Raw genomic sequence first — 15,493 nt, 5'->3', positions numbered from 1 at the left:
AGCGGCACGACGATGTCGCGCGAGGCCGCGAACCGATGTACTTATCTCATGACAAACACCGCTTCTCACCAGCAGCTTTTCCTCGTCACCGGCGGCACCGGCAAGACCGGCAGCCGCGTCGCGGCCCTCCTCGAGGCGGCGGGCCACCCGGTCCGGCTCGGCTCGCGCACCGCCCCCATCCCGTTCGACTGGACCGATCGGGAGACCTGGGGCCCCGCGCTGGCAGGCGTCGACTCGATCTACCTCTCCTACCAGCCCGATCTCGCCGTCCCCGGCGCACCGGACGTCATCCGCGCGTTCACCGCGGCCGCACGGGCGGCCGGCGTGCGATCGGTGGTACTGGTGTCGGGTCGCGGCGAGCCCGAGGCGCGCGAATGCGAACTGATCGTGGAGGATTCGGGTCTGGCTTGGACCGTCGTGCGGTGCAGCTTCTTCGCCCAGAACTTCAGCGAGGGCGCCTTCCTCGGCGACGTGCTGGCCGGCGCCGTCGCCCTGCCCAACGGTGATGTGCCCGAACCGTTCGCGCACGCCGACGACATCGCCGAGGTGGCCGCGGCCGCGCTCACCGATCCGCGCCACGCGGGCGAGATCTACGAGATCACCGGTGCGCGGGCGCTGACCTTCGCCGAGGCGGTGGGCGAGATCGCAACGGCCACCGGCCGCGAGATCGCCTTCATCCCGGTCTCGCGCCCGGAATTCGTTGCGGCACTGACCGAATACCAGCTGCCCGGCGATGTGATCAGCCTGCTCGACTACCTGTTCGGCACCATCCTCGACGGCCGCAACGTCGCGACCGCCGATGGTGTGCAGCGCGCGCTCGGCCGCGCACCGCGGGACTTCAGCGAGTACGTGAAGGAGGTCGCGGCGACCGGCGTGTGGACACCCCAGGCGTGATCGGATCACCACGCTCCGATGGCGGCATCGCGCGCGAGCCGACCGTCACCGGAGCGCGGTGATCCCGGTTCGTCGTGCAGTGGGGTCGGTGCCGGTACCGTCGAATTGGTGACCCCAGCGACGATCGACCGCGAACTTCGATTGGCCAGGGCCGCGGTCTTCGCCGCGTTCACGCTCAACGGGTTCCTGCTGGCCATGTGGGTGGTGCACATTCCGGCGATCACCGATCGGGCCGGGGTGTCGTCCTCGCTGCTCGGGATGTTCGTGCTGCTGCTGGCCGGGGCCGCGCTCATCGGAATGCGGCTCGCGGGTCCGGCTGCCGACCGGTTCGGCAGCCGGACGCTCGTCGCCCTGGCCGCCACCACGATCTCGGTGACGGTGGTCGGCCCCGCACTGGCGACGAATCCGGTCACCCTGGCGATCGCACTGGCCTGTTTCGGTCTCGGCAACGGCGCGCTCGACGTCTCGATGAACACCCAGGCGGTGCACGTCGAACGCGCCTACCACCGCCCGATCATGTCGGCCTTCCACGCGATGTTCTCCTGCGGCGGCTTCGTCGGCGCACTGGTCGGCGCCGCTACCCAGCGCGCGGGCTGGTCGCCACAGCTGACCCTGACCTGCGCCGGCATCGCCGGACTCGTCGTCACCGCCGTGCTCGTCCCCCACCTGATCCGGCGCCACCACCCCGAAACAGGTTCGCGGCCCGAGCATTACGACGCGGGCCTGACAGAGCTCGAGACGGAAGGCGCGCCTCAGGGCCGTCCCACGACCGACGCCGACTCCGTACCGACGACCGGCCAGGATCCACTGACGGGTCCGCGAGCCTCCCGCGACAACGCCGCCGAGCCGTCCCCACTGGTGACCGAGGAACTGTCGAAGACGCAGCGCGGCGACCACGAGCGCACCCGCAAAGTCCTCTCGCTCGGCTTGATCGCCTTCGTCCTGCTGCTCGCCGAGGGTGTGGCAGCCGACTGGAGTGCCCTGCAGGTCCGGGAGCATCTCGGCGCGTCCGAATCCGACGCCGCGCTCGCGTTCGGCGCCTTCTCCGCCACCATGACGCTCGGCCGGTTCCTCGCCGACCGGGTCAGCGGGGCGATCGGGCCGGTCGCCATCTTGCGGTTCGGCAGTCTGCTCGCCGCCGCCGGGCTCGGCGTTGTCATCGCGTCACCGTGGCTGCCGCTCACCCTCGCAGGCTGGGCGATGTGCGGCCTCGGTCTCGCCGGTGGTGTACCCCAGATCTTCACCGCCGCAGGCAATCTAGGCGGCACGACCGCGGCAACCGACATGTCCCGGGTGTTCACCATCGGCTATCTGGGACTACTGGCCGGCCCCGCGGCGATCGGGTGGCTGACCGCCGTCATCCCGCTCACCGCGGCGCTGGCCGTTCCGCTGGTGCTCACCCTGGCCTGCGCGGCCGCGGCGAAGGTCGTCAGTCGGTGAAGGTGATCCGGACCGAGACCGGGGTGCTCTGCAACGCGCGGAAGGTCGCCGCCGTCAGCCCGGCGAGCACCGGATTGGGCGCGAAGCTGCGAGCCCGCGCGACGACATCGTCGGCCGGGCGCAGCTCCGCGATTCCGGCCCGCCACCGATTGCCTTGGCGCACCCGGACTTTCGGCTCGGCGCCGATATTGGCCGCCCAGCCCGACCTGGTCCCGTGCTGGCTGATCACCCACGCGCCGGTGTCGTCGAAGGCCACCGACACCGGGACCGTCCTGGCCAGCCCGGATTTGCGGCCGGTCGTCTCCAGCTCGGTCGCGAACGAGGTGCGGATGCCGAGCCGGCTCAGCGCGCGCACCGCCGGATTGGCGAGATAGCGCCCGACCGCACGTTCGACCTCGAACTTGCGCAGCGTTGGATCCTTCACGGTGGAACTCCTTCTGCTCCGGAACGCGTCGACACCGTGGTGCTTCAGCATGGCCGCCGCCGTGAGCCACGGCGTGCGCGCGGGATCGGGGTCGGCGCCCGCACCGATGCGGTGCAGCTGGTCGGTGTGCCATTGCAGGTCGAGCGCGCCCTCGAGGCTCTTGACATTGGGCAGCGTCGACACCCGCGCGGGCAGGCCGAGCGAGATGCTCGGTGAATGCAGCCGCTCGGTTCGGCGGTGCAGGATGTCACCGGCCGCGCCGGGGGCGACGGCACTGGGACGGCCGAGGCCGACCACATCGCACTCCCCCGACTCGACCGCGTCGACCATGGCCACGCGAGACCGGAACCCGCCCGTGACCGCCAGCGGCACCGACCCGGCGGCCGCCCGCACCGACTGGGCGTACTCGAGGAAATACGCCTCCCGCGCGACGGTGCTCGCCGAACGGGCGACCGGCCTGCCCATCATCGCGGGCGATTCGTAACTGCCACCGCTGATCTCGATCAGATCGAGCCGCTCGGCGGCGAGCCGCCGCACCACCGCACGCGACTCGTCCTCGGTGAAGCCGCCACGCTGGAAGTCCGCGGAGTTGAGCTTGATCGCGACGGCGAACGACGCCGACACCTCGGCCCTGATCGCGCGGACCACCTCGAGCACGAAACGGGCCCGCCGGTCCGGATCTCCGCCCCAGCGGTCGTCACGCTGGTTGGCCAGCGGCGAGAGGAACTGGGAAACGAGATAGCCGTGCGCGCCGTGGATCTGCACGCCGTCGAAGCCCGCACGCTCCGCGATCCGCGCGGTGGTGGCGAAGCGTTCCACGATGTCGACGATCTCGGCGTCGGTGAGCGCGCGCGGCGCCGGGATGCCGGGCAGGCCGAGACCGATCGCCGACGGCGCCACCGGCTGGGACCGGGTCGCGAGCGGATTCGCCTGTCGGCCAGGGTGATTGATCTGCATCCAGAGCCGGGCGCCGCCGGACTTGGCGGTCAGTGCCCAGCGGGACAGGTCGTCGAGGTGGCGTTCGTCGGCGATGACGACATTGCCCGGCTCGCCGAGATGATCGTGATCGACCATCACATTGCCGGTGACCACCAGGCCGAAACCGCCGGTGCCCCACCGGCTGTAGAGCCGCTCCAGGCGTTCGTCCGGCGCGCCGGCCGCGGTGCCGAGACCCTCGCTCAGCGCGGCCTTCATCAGCCGGTTGGGCAGCACTTGGCCACAGGGCAGGGCGAGCTGATCGCTCAGGGCTGTCATCGGTCGGCTCCTCCGCGGATCGCGTCGAGTACACCGATCGGTGTACTTACCCGACGGTAGTACACCGATCGGTATACTTCAATGGGACCGACCGAAAGGACGCCGATGGCAGCACGCGACGGACTCGTGCAGAGCGCGATCGACCTGGTGCGCCGCAACGGCGTGACCGGGACCGGTGTCGCGCAGCTGCTCGACCACAGCGGGCTCTCCCGCCGGACGATCTACCTGAACTTCCCCGGCGGCAAATCCGAGCTGATCACCGAGGCCACCCGGGTCGCGGGGCGGGCGATGACGACGCTGATCGAGACCTTCAGCCAGAGCGCCAAGCCGGAGGAGACCATCGCCGCCTTCGCCGAGGCGTGGAAACAGGTCGTCGAGTCCAGCGATTTCCTCGACGGCTGCCCGGTCGTGGCCGCCGCGCTCGGGCGCTCGGAGTCACCCGCGGCCGCCGACGCCGCCGGCGAGGCGTTCGGCAACTGGGAGCAGGCGCTCGAGGCGCGGCTGTGCGCGGAGAACATCGCGCCCGACACCGCCCGTTCCCTGGCGACGACGGTCATCGCCACGATCGAGGGCGCGGTGGTGATGTCGCTCGCCAAGCACAGCACCGAGCCGCTGGACCGCGTCGGCCGTCACCTCACCGAGCTGGTCAAGGCGCATATCCCGGCGTGATCACAGGTACATGCCGACCTCGGTCGCGTCCTGGGTCACCGATTGGATCTGGATCTCGCCGTCGCGGCGGGCGACCAGTTCGGCCAGCGTCGCGCCCTCCCTGCCGATCGACTCGCCCGGTGGGCAGTCCTGCGCGGCCAGCCAACCCCGCGCCTCGGGCGGCGACAACCGGCCGACCTCGATCTGGGCCAGGCAGCGGCCGGGCCGCACCACGGCGGGGTGCAGCCGGGACAGATCCTCGTTGGTGGTGACCGCGATCAGCACATTGCGGCCCTGGCCGAGCATGCCGTCGGTGAGGTTGAGCAGTCGCGAGAGTTTCTGGCCCGCAGCCTCTTTCGCCTCACCGCGGATGAGTTCGTCGCAGTCCTCCAGCACCAGCAGGCGCCAGCGGCTGCCGTCGTCGCCGTCGGCGCCGGCGGCCACCTCCATGAGATAGCCGGGATTGCTGAACAGTTCCTCCGGATCGACGACGCAGTCGACCTGACACCACGAAGACCACGCCCGCGCCAGCGCACGCAGCGCGGTGGTCTTGCCGGTGCCGGGCTCGCCGTGCAGCAGCACCAGCCTGCCCCTGATCTCGGCGACCTCGAGCGCCATCAGCCGGTCCATGCTCGCCGACACCGCCGCGGCGTAGTTGCCGCGGATCTCCGACCAGGCGGGCGCGCTGATCTGGCGGCGCCTGCGCAGCGGCCGCCGGACATCCATGTGCCAGAACCCCATTTCCACGGTGGAGCCGGCGCCCGGCGGCTGCACGGCTTCGGCCGTGGCCATGGCCAGCACGTCGACGGCGAGTTCGTCGCTGACGGCGGTCACCTCGACGGTGGCCGAACCGCCCGCCCAGCGCACCGCCCGCAGCGACCAGCCCTCGCCTTCGGCGAGCAGCGCGCTGCTGTCGTCGTCGGCCACCGAGCGCACGATCCGCGAGTCGGCGGGCCGCAGCGGCGCGTCGGGTCGGACCCGGTCCAGGTGGGCCTGGCGGGCGAAGGACTGGTCGCCGCGCAGGAACGGCGCGAGCGCCAGCGCGTCGATGGCGTCGCGGGTCGAATAGGTGGAGTCGATGGCCGCCGACCACGGAAAACGCTCACCCGGATCCTCCGGCTGACGCGGCGGATCGACGAGCCTGAGCTGTTCATTACGTGTGGACACCGCGCCCATCCTCGTGGGACCTGCCCGGTAATGTCCAATGACTTCTGTGTCCGCGCACCGGGCGCGACGCCGAAAAATGCCTGGCACGTGCCACCGATCCGTCGGTAACGTCGGCACGGTGACGTCCACACAGAGCGAACAGGCCACCGGCGAACCTACCGCGACGGCCGGGCTCAAGGAGTGGATCGGGCTGGCGGTGCTCGCGCTGCCGACCCTGCTGATCTCGATGGACCTCAGCGTCCTCTACCTGGCGATCCCGCACATCAGCGAGGCACTGCAGCCGAGCAGCTCACAGCTGCTGTGGATTCTGGACATCTACGGCTTCCTGGTCGCCGGATTCCTCATCACCATGGGCACCCTCGGTGACCGGATCGGCAGGCGCAAGCTGCTGATGATCGGCGCGCTCGCCTTCGGTCTCGCCTCGATCGTCGCCGCGTACTCCACCAGCGCGAGCATGCTGATCGGCACGCGCGCACTGCTCGGCATCGCGGGCGCGACGCTGATGCCGTCCACGCTGGCGCTCATCCGCAACATGTTCCACGACGATCGCCAGCGCACCACCGCGATCAGCGTGTGGATGACCAGCTTCATGATCGGCATGGTGATCGGGCCGCTGGTCGGCGGCGCGATGCTGGAGAACTTCTGGTGGGGTTCGGTGTTCCTGGTCGCGGTGCCCGCCATGGTGCTGCTGCTGGCGAGCGGTCCGATCCTGCTGCCCGAATACAAGGACCCGAACCCGGGCAAGCTCGATATTCTCAGCGCGCTGCTGTCGCTGCTGTCGGTGATGGCCGTCATCTACGGCATCAAGGAGCTCGCCAAGGACGGCTGGGCGATCGATGCCGTCGCCGTGCTGGTCGCCGGTTTCGTGCTCGGCACGGTGTTCGTGCTGCGCCAGCAACGGCTCACCGATCCGTTGATCGACCTGCGGCTGTTCGGCAATGTGCGATTCAGCGGATCGCTGGTCGCGCTGATGGTCGCCATGCTGGCGATGGGCGGGCTGTTCCTGCTGCTGGCCCAGTATCTGCAGCTGGTGCTCGGCCTGTCGGCGTTCGAAGCCGGACTGTGGACCGTGCCGCAGGCCGCGGCGATGGTCGTGGCCGCCGGCGTGGTGAGCGCCCTCGCGCCCCGGGTACGCCCCGCGTATCTGATGGCTGTCGGCCTGGTGATCGCCATGGCGGGCTACGCGATCTTCACCCAGCTCTCCGGCGCCGACGACCTCGCCCTGATCGTCACCGGCATGGTGGTCTTCTCCCTCGGCCTCAGCCCGATGTTCGTCCTCGGCCTCGACCTGATCGTCGGCGCGGTCGACCCGGCCAGAGCCGGTGCGGCCTCGGCGATCTCCGAAACCGGCCAGGAACTCTCGGCCGCCCTTGGTGTTGCAGTCATCGGCAGCATCGGCACCGCCGTCTACCGCGACCGCATGGCCGAAGCCCTGCCCGACGGCCTCCCCCCGGAAGTCACCCACGCCGCCGAAGACACCCTGGCCGGCGCGCTACACATCGCCGCCGCACTGCCCGAAGCGCTGGGTGCCGAACTCAGCACACTCGCCCGCCAGTCCTACACCCATGCGCTCCAGGTGAATTCCTTCGTCGCCATCGGCCTCACCGCCGTCGCAGCCGCCCTGGTGATGGTCCTCCTGCGCCACATCCCCGCCCCGAACGAAACGCCCAACGCCGCGGACACCGACCCGAGCTGACGGCTGTCAGGACACGTCGGCATCCCGCTCGATACGCATCGGGCGGGATTCGTCACCGGTGGCATGCTCAGCCGCGCGCGGCGCGGATGCGGGCGACGGCCTCGTCGGGGACGATTTCGCGGGGCAGGAAGATGCCGTAGTCGTATATGGACTCGAAGTGGAAACCTGTGGGCTGCAGGAAGACCACATCGCCGCGGACGATGACCTTCTTGATACCGCTATAGCGGAGGAAGAACCGGCCACTGGTCTGCTCGAGTTTCACCGTGTCGGCGGTGTAGTGGGCCACCATCCGGCAACCGGGCCCAGCGACCACCCGGAGACCCCGATTCACCCGGGCCGGCATGGCGTAGAAGAACAGTCCGAACACGGGTAGAGCGATAGCCAGCCCGATAAGGAACGCGCCGCCCTCGACTCCACCCACGACGGACAGGAGCTCCGCCGTGCAAATCGCCAGACCCCAGACACCGAACGCCATCGATGCCCAATCGCTCGGCCTGCGCCAGATCACGAGCGCCCTGACACGACTCAGACGGCGGGCGGTGTGCTCGTCACACACATACGAGACGTCGATCGTCTCGACCACCGGTTGCTGCCCGGGAACGCCCTGCTGCTGCGGGAAACTCGACTGCTGCGAGTAGGGCTGTTGCTGCGGATCCATTGAATACCCCCAAGGCGTGTCTGCGCCGAGACGATAGAACCCGCGAAGTCTGTCGAGTTATCAACGAGTGGGCAAAGATACGGCGAAATCCCGCCCGATGCGGATCGGGCGGGATTCGTCATCTCGTCGAGTTGTCCCCTCCACGAGAGTTCTTGGTGTGCGGCCTACTTGGCGGGCGCGGGGGTGTTCGGCATCGGGGAGTTGATGGTGGTGAAGTACTGGGCGGCGGCCATGATCGCGATCGGCGCGGTGATGAAGATCTGGCCGGCGAGGGTGCCGACCGGGCCCGCGACGAGCGCACCCGCGATGCAGCCGACCGCGGCGGCGGGCAGGAACGGACCGAACAGGCCGACGATCGTCGCCATGATGACGGTGGCCGACAGGATGCCGCCGAGGACGCAACCGACGGCCGCGCCGCCGAGACCGCCGACGAGGGTGGCGATGCTGGCGCCCAGCGAGATGGTGCCGGTCATCCGGCCCCATGCCGCGACCTCACGGTCGTACTCGCTCTTCCAGGGCGCCTGGCTCTCGAAGGGCAGCGCGACCGGCTTGTAGGTGGCGTGCGCGAGGTCGAACTTCGGGGTCAGGGTGGCGGTGCGGCCGGAGATCTCGGCGGCGATCGGGAAGACGAATTCGTCCACGCGGAAAGACAGTTCGGTGCCGGCGACGGTGGTGCCGTCGGCCGCCTTGATCTTGAACACACCGTCCTCGACAACCATCGAGCCCGCGTCGGTGCCGATGATCGTGGCATCCTCGGTGGTGCTCGCGGTGTAGTTGATCGGCGCGTTCGGGTCCGCGGCGGGCGCTGCGTGGCTGGTACCGGCCGCGATGCCGAGGGCAACGCTGACGGTCGAGGCCAGCAGGGCGAACTTGGTGATTTTCACGGGGGTGAACCTTTCGTGTTCCTCGTGGTGAACTGCGCGGCGCAGAAGCTGCGGACCGAACGAAGCGGAACCATAGCTAGGTAAGCCTCACCTATCAAGACCTTGCCCTAGCTAAACTCTTTGCAAGTCAGGCAAGGCTCACCTATCTAACCGTTTCTTAGGCTAACCTCCCAAGCGATGTAGTTCGACTCGAGAGAGATTTCCCTGATGAGAAGTCCGCGCTGGTGCGGCTGGTTGCTGACAGTCGCGTTGCTGATCGCGGCCTGTTTGCTGAGCCTGCTGGTCGGCACGAAATCGATTCCCGTCGGCGAGGTTTGGCTGGCACTGACCGAGCCGGCGACCACGCCCGACCACGTCACCGTCACCGAATACCGGCTGCCGAGAACGGTGCTGGGACTGCTCGCCGGACTGGCCCTCGGGGTCGCGGGCTGCCTGATGCAGGGCCTGACCCGAAACCCCCTCGCCGACCCCGGATTACTGGGTGTCAACGCGGGCGCCGCCTTCGCGATCACGGTCGCGGTCGGGGTGCTCGGCGTGAGTGAGATCACGTCCTACGTCTGGTTCGGCTTCGCCGGCGCCGCGCTGGTCTCGGTGATCGTGTACCGGCTCGGCACCGCGGGCCACACCGGCACCGATCCGATCCGCCTGACCCTGGCCGGGGTCGCCGCCACCGCGGTGCTCGGCGGACTCACCAGGGGCCTGATCCTGCTCGACCCCAAGGCTTTCGACGAGATGCGGCGCTGGGACGCCGGTTCGCTCACCGGCCGCGGGTTCGACATCATCGCGGGCGCCGCGCCGTTCATCGTGGCCGGGCTGCTGATCGCCGCGGTCTGCGCGCGGTCGCTCAATGCCGTTGCCCTCGGCGACGATCTGGCCCGTTCGCTGGGCGTGCACGTCACCCGAACGCGGCTGCTCACCGCGCTGGCGCTGGTGTTGCTGTGCGGCACCGCGACCGCGGCCGTCGGCCCGATCGCCTTCGTCGGTCTCGCGGTGCCGCATATCGCCCGCTGGCTGGTCGGCCCCGATCAGCGCTGGATCTTCGCCTACTCGCTGGTGCTCGCGCCGCTGCTGGTCCTCACCGCGGATGTGCTTGGCCGCATCGTCATTCGTCCCGACGAGGTGCCCGCGGGCCTGGTCACGGCGTTCCTCGGCGCGCCGATGCTGATCTGGCTGGCGCGCCGTTCACGAGTGGGGGCGGCGGCATGAGTACCAGAATTGATTTCGGGCGCAGCATGCTCGTTGTGCGCCGGCGGCGTCTCGGTCTGACCACCAGGATCGGCGTGCGCACCGTGGTGGTGTGCGCGATCCTGCTGGCGATCGCCCTCGCCACCGCCGTATTCGCCCTGGGCAGCGGCGATTTCCCGATTCCGGCGCCGCGCGTGCTTCGGGCGTTGTTCGTCGGCGACGAGCGGTTCGACCGGCTGGTGGTGTGGGACTGGCGGCTGCCACGCATCCTGATGGCGCTGGCGCTCGGTGCGGCGCTCGGCGTCAGCGGCGCGATCCTCCAGTCGGTCACCCGGAATCCGCTGGGCAGCCCCGACATCATCGGGTTCAGCACCGGCGCCTACACCGGTGCGCTGCTGGTCATCCTGATCCTCGGCGGCGGCAGCTTCCAGACCGCGGCGGGCGCGATGATCGGTGGCCTCGGCGCCGCACTGGTGATCCATCTGCTGGCCTTCCGGCACAACGTGACCGGCTTCCGGCTGATCATCGTCGGCATCGGCGTGAGCGCGATGCTCGCCTCGGTCAACACCTGGCTCATCATGCGGGCCGACCTGGACGCGGCGATGTCGGCGGCGGCCTGGGGTGCGGGCTCGCTCAACGGGCTGTCATGGCCACAGGTCGCACCGACGATGATCATCCTGGCCGTGCTGGCGCTGGCGCTGATCCCGGCCGCGCCCCGCCTGCAGATCCTCGAACTCGGTGACGACACCGCGCGCGCCCTCGGGCTCGACGCGAGCAAGGCGACCGGCTGGCTGATCGCGCTCAGCGTCGGATTCACCTCGCTGGCAACGGCTGTCGCCGGGCCGATCGCCTTCGTCGCGCTGGCCGCGCCGCACCTGGCGCGCAAGCTCACCCGCACCCCGTCGATCGCGCTGGTCCCCGCCGCGGCGATGGGCGCGACCTTGCTGATCACCTGCGACTGGATCGCCCAGCACGCCTTCGCGCCGACCACCATCCCGGTCGGCATCGTCACCGGCTCGATCGGCGGCCTGTACCTGGCGTATCTGCTCGTCGCCGAAGCGCGACGGAAATAGGGAAGCGATATGAACGACTCTCACGCCGCGCGGTTGCGCGCCGACCAGGTCCGGCTCGGCTACAAGGGCCGCACGATCAGTGATCAACTCTCCGTGGACATCCCGGACGGCAAGTTCACCGTGATCATCGGCCCGAACGCCTGCGGCAAGTCGACGCTGCTGCGTGCGCTGGCCCGGCTGCTCGCCCCCGAATCCGGCACGGTGCTGCTCGACGGCAAGCCGGTGACCGACTATCCGGCCAAGGAGTTGGCCCGCCAGATCGGCCTGCTGCCGCAGACTTCGACCGCGCCCGACGGCATCCGCGTCGCGGATCTCGTCGCACGCGGCCGCTATCCGCATCAGACGCTGCTGCGACAGTGGTCGCGCACCGATGAGGAGGCGGTCGCGGCGGCGATGGAAGCCACCGGCGTCGCCGAGTTGTCGGCGCGTCCGGTCGAGGAACTGTCGGGTGGTCAGCGGCAGCGGGTGTGGATCTCGATGGTGCTCGCCCAGCAGACGCCCATCATCCTGCTCGACGAGCCGACCACCTATCTCGATATCGCCTACCAGATCCAGCTGCTGGATCTGTGCCGCTCGCTCCATCGCGATTCGGGGCGAACGGTCGTCGCGGTCCTGCACGACCTCAACCATGCCTTCCGCTACGCCGACCACCTGATCGCCATGCGCGACGGGCGGGTCGTCGCCTGCGGGGAACCCGCCGAGATCGTCACCGCGGAACTGGTCAACGAGGTGTTTTCGCTGCGGTGCCGCATCGTCGACGACCCGGAAACCGGTACGCCACTGGTGATTCCGCTGGCGGAGAACGCCGCACAGGTGCACTGAGGTGGCCCGGCGCCACCGTCGCAAGAAATGAGGAATTCCCCGTCCATGTTCACCAACCGATCTTCGGGCAGGCTCCGCGCCGCCCTCGCCCTGCTGGTTCTCGCGCTGGTCGCGGTGCTCACCGCGTGCGGCAACTCGTCCTCCGACGCCGCCGGCACCGGCCCGCGTGAGGTGGCCTCGGCGAAGGGCCCCGTCAAGGTGCCCGCCGCCCCGCAGCGCATCGTCGTGCTCAACGGCAATCTGGCCGGCTATCTCTACGACCTCGAGGCCACGGTCGTCGCGGCGGATCCGCGCCTGCTCGGTGTCCCGAACAAGCCGGGCGAGTTCCCCACCGGCTGGGCCGAGGACGCGAAGAAGCAGGGCACGCAGGCCGTGCCGTCCGGCGAGAACATCAACCTCGAGTTCATCGCCGCGCAGCGCCCCGATCTGATCATCGGCGGCGGCCAGGGCTACCCGGGCCAGCAGTCGGTCAACGCCTACGACCAGCTCAGCGCGATCGCCCCGACGGTGCTGTTGCCGACCGAGACCACCTACTGGCAGGACCAGCTGCGGTTCATCGCCACCACGGTCGACAAGCCGGCCAAGGTCGACACCCTGATCGCGAACTACCAGGCCAAGCTGGCCGAGGCCAAGAGCAAGATCAAGGCGCCCGCCGGCGCGACCGCGGTCATGCAGTCGATCAAGAGCCAGAAGCCGACCCTCTTCGTGCCGAGCGCCGCGCTGCCCACCCTGCTCGCCGAGGTCGGTTTCACCCTGGACACCACGGTGGAGGCCAAGGCGGGCAACCCTGCCAAGGAGCAGAGCGCCGACTTCATCAGCTTCAGCCCCGAACTGCTGAACACCGTGATCGATGCGCCCGTGCTGTTCACCATTCCGCTCAGCGGCGGTCGTTCGCTCGAGGAACTGCGCGCCGACCCGATGTACGCGACGCTGCCTGCGTTCGTGGGGAACAAGGTCTTCGAACTGCCCGCCACCAGCTCGCGGCCCGACTACCGCACCGTCATGACCACCCTCGATCTGCTCGTGGAACGCTTCCAGTGAGCGCCCCCGGCGGACTGCTCATCGACCTCAGCCCGCTGCGGGCCTCGCGCCCGTTCCGGTGCGCGTTCGCGGCGCGGCTGGTGTCGGTGCTCGGCATCGGGCTGCTCATGGTGGCTCTGCCGCTGCAGGTCTATCAGCTGACCGGCTCGAGTGTGCAGGTCGCCGGGGTCGCCACCACGACCGCGGCGGCCCTGTTCGTCGGCAGTCTCGCCGGCGGTGTGGTCGCCGACCGGTACGACCGCCGCACGGTGATCCAATGGTCGCGCAGCGCAGCGGGTATCGGATTCCTGCTGCTCGGGGTGAACGCCGTACTGCCGGATCCGTTCCTGTCCGCCATCTATCTCGCCGCCGTCATCGACGGCCTCGCGGGCGGGGTGAGCGGTTCGGCGCTGATGGCCATGGTTCCGGTGCTGGTCGGCCGCGAGAAGGTGGCGGCCGCGGGCGCGCTGGTCTCGCTGACCACCGATCTCGGCACGATGCTCACCCCGGCGGTCGCCGGTCTGCTCGTCGCGAAAACCGGTGTGGCCACGGCCTATTTCCTCTGCGCTCTCGCGACCACGGCGACCGTCGGGCTGATCACCGCGATCGGACCGTCGCCGCCACCGCAGCGCGACCTGCAGAATCCGGTGCGCGAGCTGGCGGCGGGCATCACCTTCGCGGTGCGCCACGAATCCATCCGGCTCATCCTGCTGACCGGCCTGATCGGGATGCTAGTCAGCGGACCGCTGGTGCTGCTCCCCGCCTTCGCCGATGTCGAACTCGACGCGGGGCCGGGCACCCTCGGCCTGCTCTACGCCGCGCCCGGTGCCGGTGCGGTGCTCGGCACGCTGACCAGCGGCTGGATGAGCCGCGTCAATACCGGTCTGGCACTGCTGGTCTCGCTGGCGCTGATGCCGATCGGCGTCATCGCGGCCGGGCTGTGGTCGCACGCGGCGCTGGTGTTCCTCGGACTGGCCGGGTTCGGCCTGGCCAGGGCGGTGAACATGGTGCTGCGCTACGCCATGTTGCAGCAGGCAGCGCCCGACCACATGCGTGGGCGCATGTCGGGTCTGCTGATGGTGCAGTCGGTCGCGGGTACCGCGGTCGGTTCGATGGTGGCCGGTGTCGTCGGCCAGATGTTCGCTCCCGGACGCGCGCTCGTGCTCTACGGCGTCGCGGTTCTGGTACTCACCGGCCTGATGGCGCTCGTCGCCGGGCCGCTGCACAGGAAGGAACAGGTGTGAAGGATCGCAGTGCCTACGCCGACAACATCGCCGAGGTGCTCGCCGGCGAGCACTACGCCAAGGTTCCGTACCCGATCGGCCTGCAGGAAGTGGAGGTGTTGCGGGTCGTCCCCGTCGGCGCGGCGCTGCGGCGGATCACCTTCGGCGGCCCGGACATCGCCGAGTTCCACAGCTATGTGCCGGATGAGCATGTGCGCCTGATCTTCCCTGGCGAGGACGGCGTGCTGCGGCTGCCCAAGCTCGAGGGCACGATGCTCGAGTGGGGTACCCCGCGACCGGTCTCGCGTGAGTACACCGTGCGCCGCCACAGCGTCGAAGACGGCGAACTCGACATCGATTTCGTCATCCATCCCGGTGGCCTCGCCTCCGATTGGGCCGCTTCGGTCACCCCGGGCACCAAGGTGCACATCGCCGGTCCGCCCGGCGGCGTCGTCATCCCGGAGACCTACGACGACTATCTGCTCGCCGGTGACATCACCGCGCTGCCCGCCATCGCCCGCTGGCTCGAGCGCATGCCGCGCGAGACCACCGGCTGGGCGTTCATCGAGGTGGCGGGGCCCGCGGAGGAGATCCCGCTCGACCCACCCGCAGGCGTCACCGTGCGCTGGCTGCACCGCGGCGAGCTGGAGCCGGGCACCAGCGACATCCTCGAGCAGGCCGTGCGCGAGGTGGAAGTGCCCGCCGGACACCGCGTCTACGCGTGGGTGGCGGGCGAGGCGGGCTGCCTGCGCGGGGTCCGCAAGATCATCCGCAACGACCTGGGCATCGGCCCCAAGGATTCGCTCATCGCCGGCTACTGGAAGCGCGGCGTCGCCGACTTCGATCGAGAGGAATGACAGATGACCGACGAACAGGTGATCGGTGACGTGGCGACCGCGCTGGGTGTCGACCCGGCCGAACTGACCGCGCAGACCGATCTGCTCGATGCCGGGCTCGATTCGGTGCGCATCATGTCGCTGGTGGAGAAATGGCGGTCGGCGGGACATGCGGATATCGACTTCCCCACGCTCGCGGGCGATCCCGTCCTCGGGTCCTGGATCGAACTGCTGGCCTGAGCCGCGGGGTGGCGTGCCAGGCACGCCAC

Annotated in this window: 15 protein-coding genes; 11 read left to right on the top strand and 4 right to left on the bottom strand. The window is 69.6% G+C overall.

The features are described 5' to 3' along the window. The first annotated feature begins 48 nt into the window (after window positions 1-48). Entirely contained in the window at window positions 49-894 is an 846-nt protein-coding gene (locus ACFWF2_RS19825; RefSeq protein WP_379308899.1) for an NAD(P)H-binding protein, read from the top strand. Between the two features lie 108 nt (window positions 895-1,002). After that, entirely contained in the window at window positions 1,003-2,334 is a 1,332-nt protein-coding gene (locus ACFWF2_RS19820; protein WP_379308898.1) for an MFS transporter, read from the top strand. Here the strand turns inward: ACFWF2_RS19820 and ACFWF2_RS19815 are convergent. Further along, complete coding sequence (locus tag ACFWF2_RS19815) at window positions 2,324-4,012, bottom strand: nitroreductase family deazaflavin-dependent oxidoreductase (protein WP_379308897.1); 1,689 nt, start codon at window positions 4,010-4,012, stop codon at window positions 2,324-2,326. The genes ACFWF2_RS19820 and ACFWF2_RS19815 overlap by 11 nt on opposite strands. A 105-nt stretch (window positions 4,013-4,117) precedes the next feature. Between ACFWF2_RS19815 and ACFWF2_RS19810 the strand changes: the two genes are divergently transcribed. Further along, window positions 4,118-4,681 (top strand): TetR/AcrR family transcriptional regulator, encoded by a 564-nt coding sequence (locus tag ACFWF2_RS19810; RefSeq protein WP_379308896.1) that lies wholly within the window; start codon window positions 4,118-4,120, stop codon window positions 4,679-4,681. On the opposite strand, the gene ACFWF2_RS19805 is transcribed toward ACFWF2_RS19810, so the two are convergent. Further along, a complete protein-coding gene (locus ACFWF2_RS19805) occupies window positions 4,682-5,836 on the bottom strand; it encodes a DUF5925 domain-containing protein (protein ID WP_379308895.1) in 1,155 nt (384 codons plus the stop codon). Window positions 5,837-5,945: 109 nt separating this feature from the next. On the opposite strand from ACFWF2_RS19805, the gene ACFWF2_RS19800 reads away from it, so the two are divergent. After that, window positions 5,946-7,523, top strand: coding sequence for an MFS transporter (locus ACFWF2_RS19800; protein ID WP_379308894.1), 1,578 nt, complete (start codon window positions 5,946-5,948; stop codon window positions 7,521-7,523). Between the two features lie 67 nt (window positions 7,524-7,590). Here the strand turns inward: ACFWF2_RS19800 and ACFWF2_RS19795 are convergent, their stop codons facing one another. Continuing rightward, window positions 7,591-8,181, bottom strand: a complete 591-nt coding sequence (locus ACFWF2_RS19795) for a hypothetical protein (protein ID WP_379308893.1) — start codon at window positions 8,179-8,181, stop codon at window positions 7,591-7,593. A 164-nt stretch (window positions 8,182-8,345) separates the two neighbouring features. After that, the gene (locus tag ACFWF2_RS19790; protein ID WP_379308892.1) at window positions 8,346-9,065 is read right to left on the bottom strand and encodes a hypothetical protein; all 720 of its coding nucleotides are present in this window, start codon (window positions 9,063-9,065) and stop codon (window positions 8,346-8,348) included. A 207-nt stretch (window positions 9,066-9,272) separates the two neighbouring features. On the opposite strand from ACFWF2_RS19790, the gene ACFWF2_RS19785 reads away from it, so the two are divergent. The 7 genes from ACFWF2_RS19785 to ACFWF2_RS19755 are packed head-to-tail and all read left to right on the top strand — an operon-like array spanning window position 9,273 to window position 15,464. Continuing rightward, the gene (locus ACFWF2_RS19785) at window positions 9,273-10,271 is read left to right on the top strand and encodes an iron chelate uptake ABC transporter family permease subunit (RefSeq protein ID WP_379308891.1); all 999 of its coding nucleotides are present in this window, start codon (window positions 9,273-9,275) and stop codon (window positions 10,269-10,271) included. Beyond that, window positions 10,268-11,323 carry a FecCD family ABC transporter permease gene (locus ACFWF2_RS19780; RefSeq protein ID WP_379308890.1) on the top strand — a complete coding sequence of 352 codons (1,056 nt, stop codon included), beginning with the start codon at window positions 10,268-10,270 and terminating at the stop codon, window positions 11,321-11,323. Before ACFWF2_RS19785 ends, ACFWF2_RS19780 begins: the two co-directional genes overlap by 4 nt. A 9-nt stretch (window positions 11,324-11,332) precedes the next feature. After that, the gene (locus tag ACFWF2_RS19775; RefSeq protein ID WP_379308889.1) at window positions 11,333-12,145 is read left to right on the top strand and encodes an ABC transporter ATP-binding protein; all 813 of its coding nucleotides are present in this window, start codon (window positions 11,333-11,335) and stop codon (window positions 12,143-12,145) included. A 45-nt stretch (window positions 12,146-12,190) separates the two neighbouring features. Next, entirely contained in the window at window positions 12,191-13,186 is a 996-nt protein-coding gene (locus tag ACFWF2_RS19770; RefSeq protein WP_379308888.1) for an ABC transporter substrate-binding protein, read from the top strand. Further along, window positions 13,183-14,409 (top strand): enterobactin transporter EntS, encoded by a 1,227-nt coding sequence (gene entS / locus ACFWF2_RS19765; RefSeq protein WP_379308887.1) that lies wholly within the window; start codon window positions 13,183-13,185, stop codon window positions 14,407-14,409. The genes ACFWF2_RS19770 and entS overlap by 4 nt, the downstream gene beginning before the upstream one ends. Then, complete coding sequence (locus ACFWF2_RS19760) at window positions 14,406-15,245, top strand: siderophore-interacting protein (protein ID WP_379308886.1); 840 nt, start codon at window positions 14,406-14,408, stop codon at window positions 15,243-15,245. Before entS ends, ACFWF2_RS19760 begins: the two co-directional genes overlap by 4 nt. Window positions 15,246-15,248: 3 nt before the next feature. Beyond that, window positions 15,249-15,464 carry a phosphopantetheine-binding protein gene (locus ACFWF2_RS19755; protein ID WP_379308885.1) on the top strand — a complete coding sequence of 72 codons (216 nt, stop codon included), beginning with the start codon at window positions 15,249-15,251 and terminating at the stop codon, window positions 15,462-15,464. Window positions 15,465-15,493 lie beyond the last annotated feature (29 nt).

It is taken from the genome of Nocardia sp. NPDC060259 (assembly GCF_042728775.1).
Classification (GTDB): domain Bacteria; phylum Actinomycetota; class Actinomycetes; order Mycobacteriales; family Mycobacteriaceae; genus Nocardia.
This window is presented reverse-complemented; position numbering and strand designations above follow the sequence as displayed.

Coding starts and splice junctions, on each gene's coding strand:
- ACFWF2_RS19825 (WP_379308899.1), top strand. CDS start 49: ATGACAAACACCGCTTCTCACCAGCAGCTTTTCCTCGTCACCGGCGGC.
- ACFWF2_RS19815 (WP_379308897.1), bottom strand. CDS start 4,012: ATGACAGCCCTGAGCGATCAGCTCGCCCTGCCCTGTGGCCAAGTGCTG.
- ACFWF2_RS19810 (WP_379308896.1), top strand. CDS start 4,118: ATGGCAGCACGCGACGGACTCGTGCAGAGCGCGATCGACCTGGTGCGC.
- ACFWF2_RS19805 (WP_379308895.1), bottom strand. CDS start 5,836: ATGGGCGCGGTGTCCACACGTAATGAACAGCTCAGGCTCGTCGATCCG.
- ACFWF2_RS19795 (WP_379308893.1), bottom strand. CDS start 8,181: ATGGATCCGCAGCAACAGCCCTACTCGCAGCAGTCGAGTTTCCCGCAG.
- ACFWF2_RS19785 (WP_379308891.1), top strand. CDS start 9,273: ATGAGAAGTCCGCGCTGGTGCGGCTGGTTGCTGACAGTCGCGTTGCTG.
- ACFWF2_RS19780 (WP_379308890.1), top strand. CDS start 10,268: ATGAGTACCAGAATTGATTTCGGGCGCAGCATGCTCGTTGTGCGCCGG.
- ACFWF2_RS19775 (WP_379308889.1), top strand. CDS start 11,333: ATGAACGACTCTCACGCCGCGCGGTTGCGCGCCGACCAGGTCCGGCTC.
- ACFWF2_RS19770 (WP_379308888.1), top strand. CDS start 12,191: ATGTTCACCAACCGATCTTCGGGCAGGCTCCGCGCCGCCCTCGCCCTG.
- ACFWF2_RS19755 (WP_379308885.1), top strand. CDS start 15,249: ATGACCGACGAACAGGTGATCGGTGACGTGGCGACCGCGCTGGGTGTC.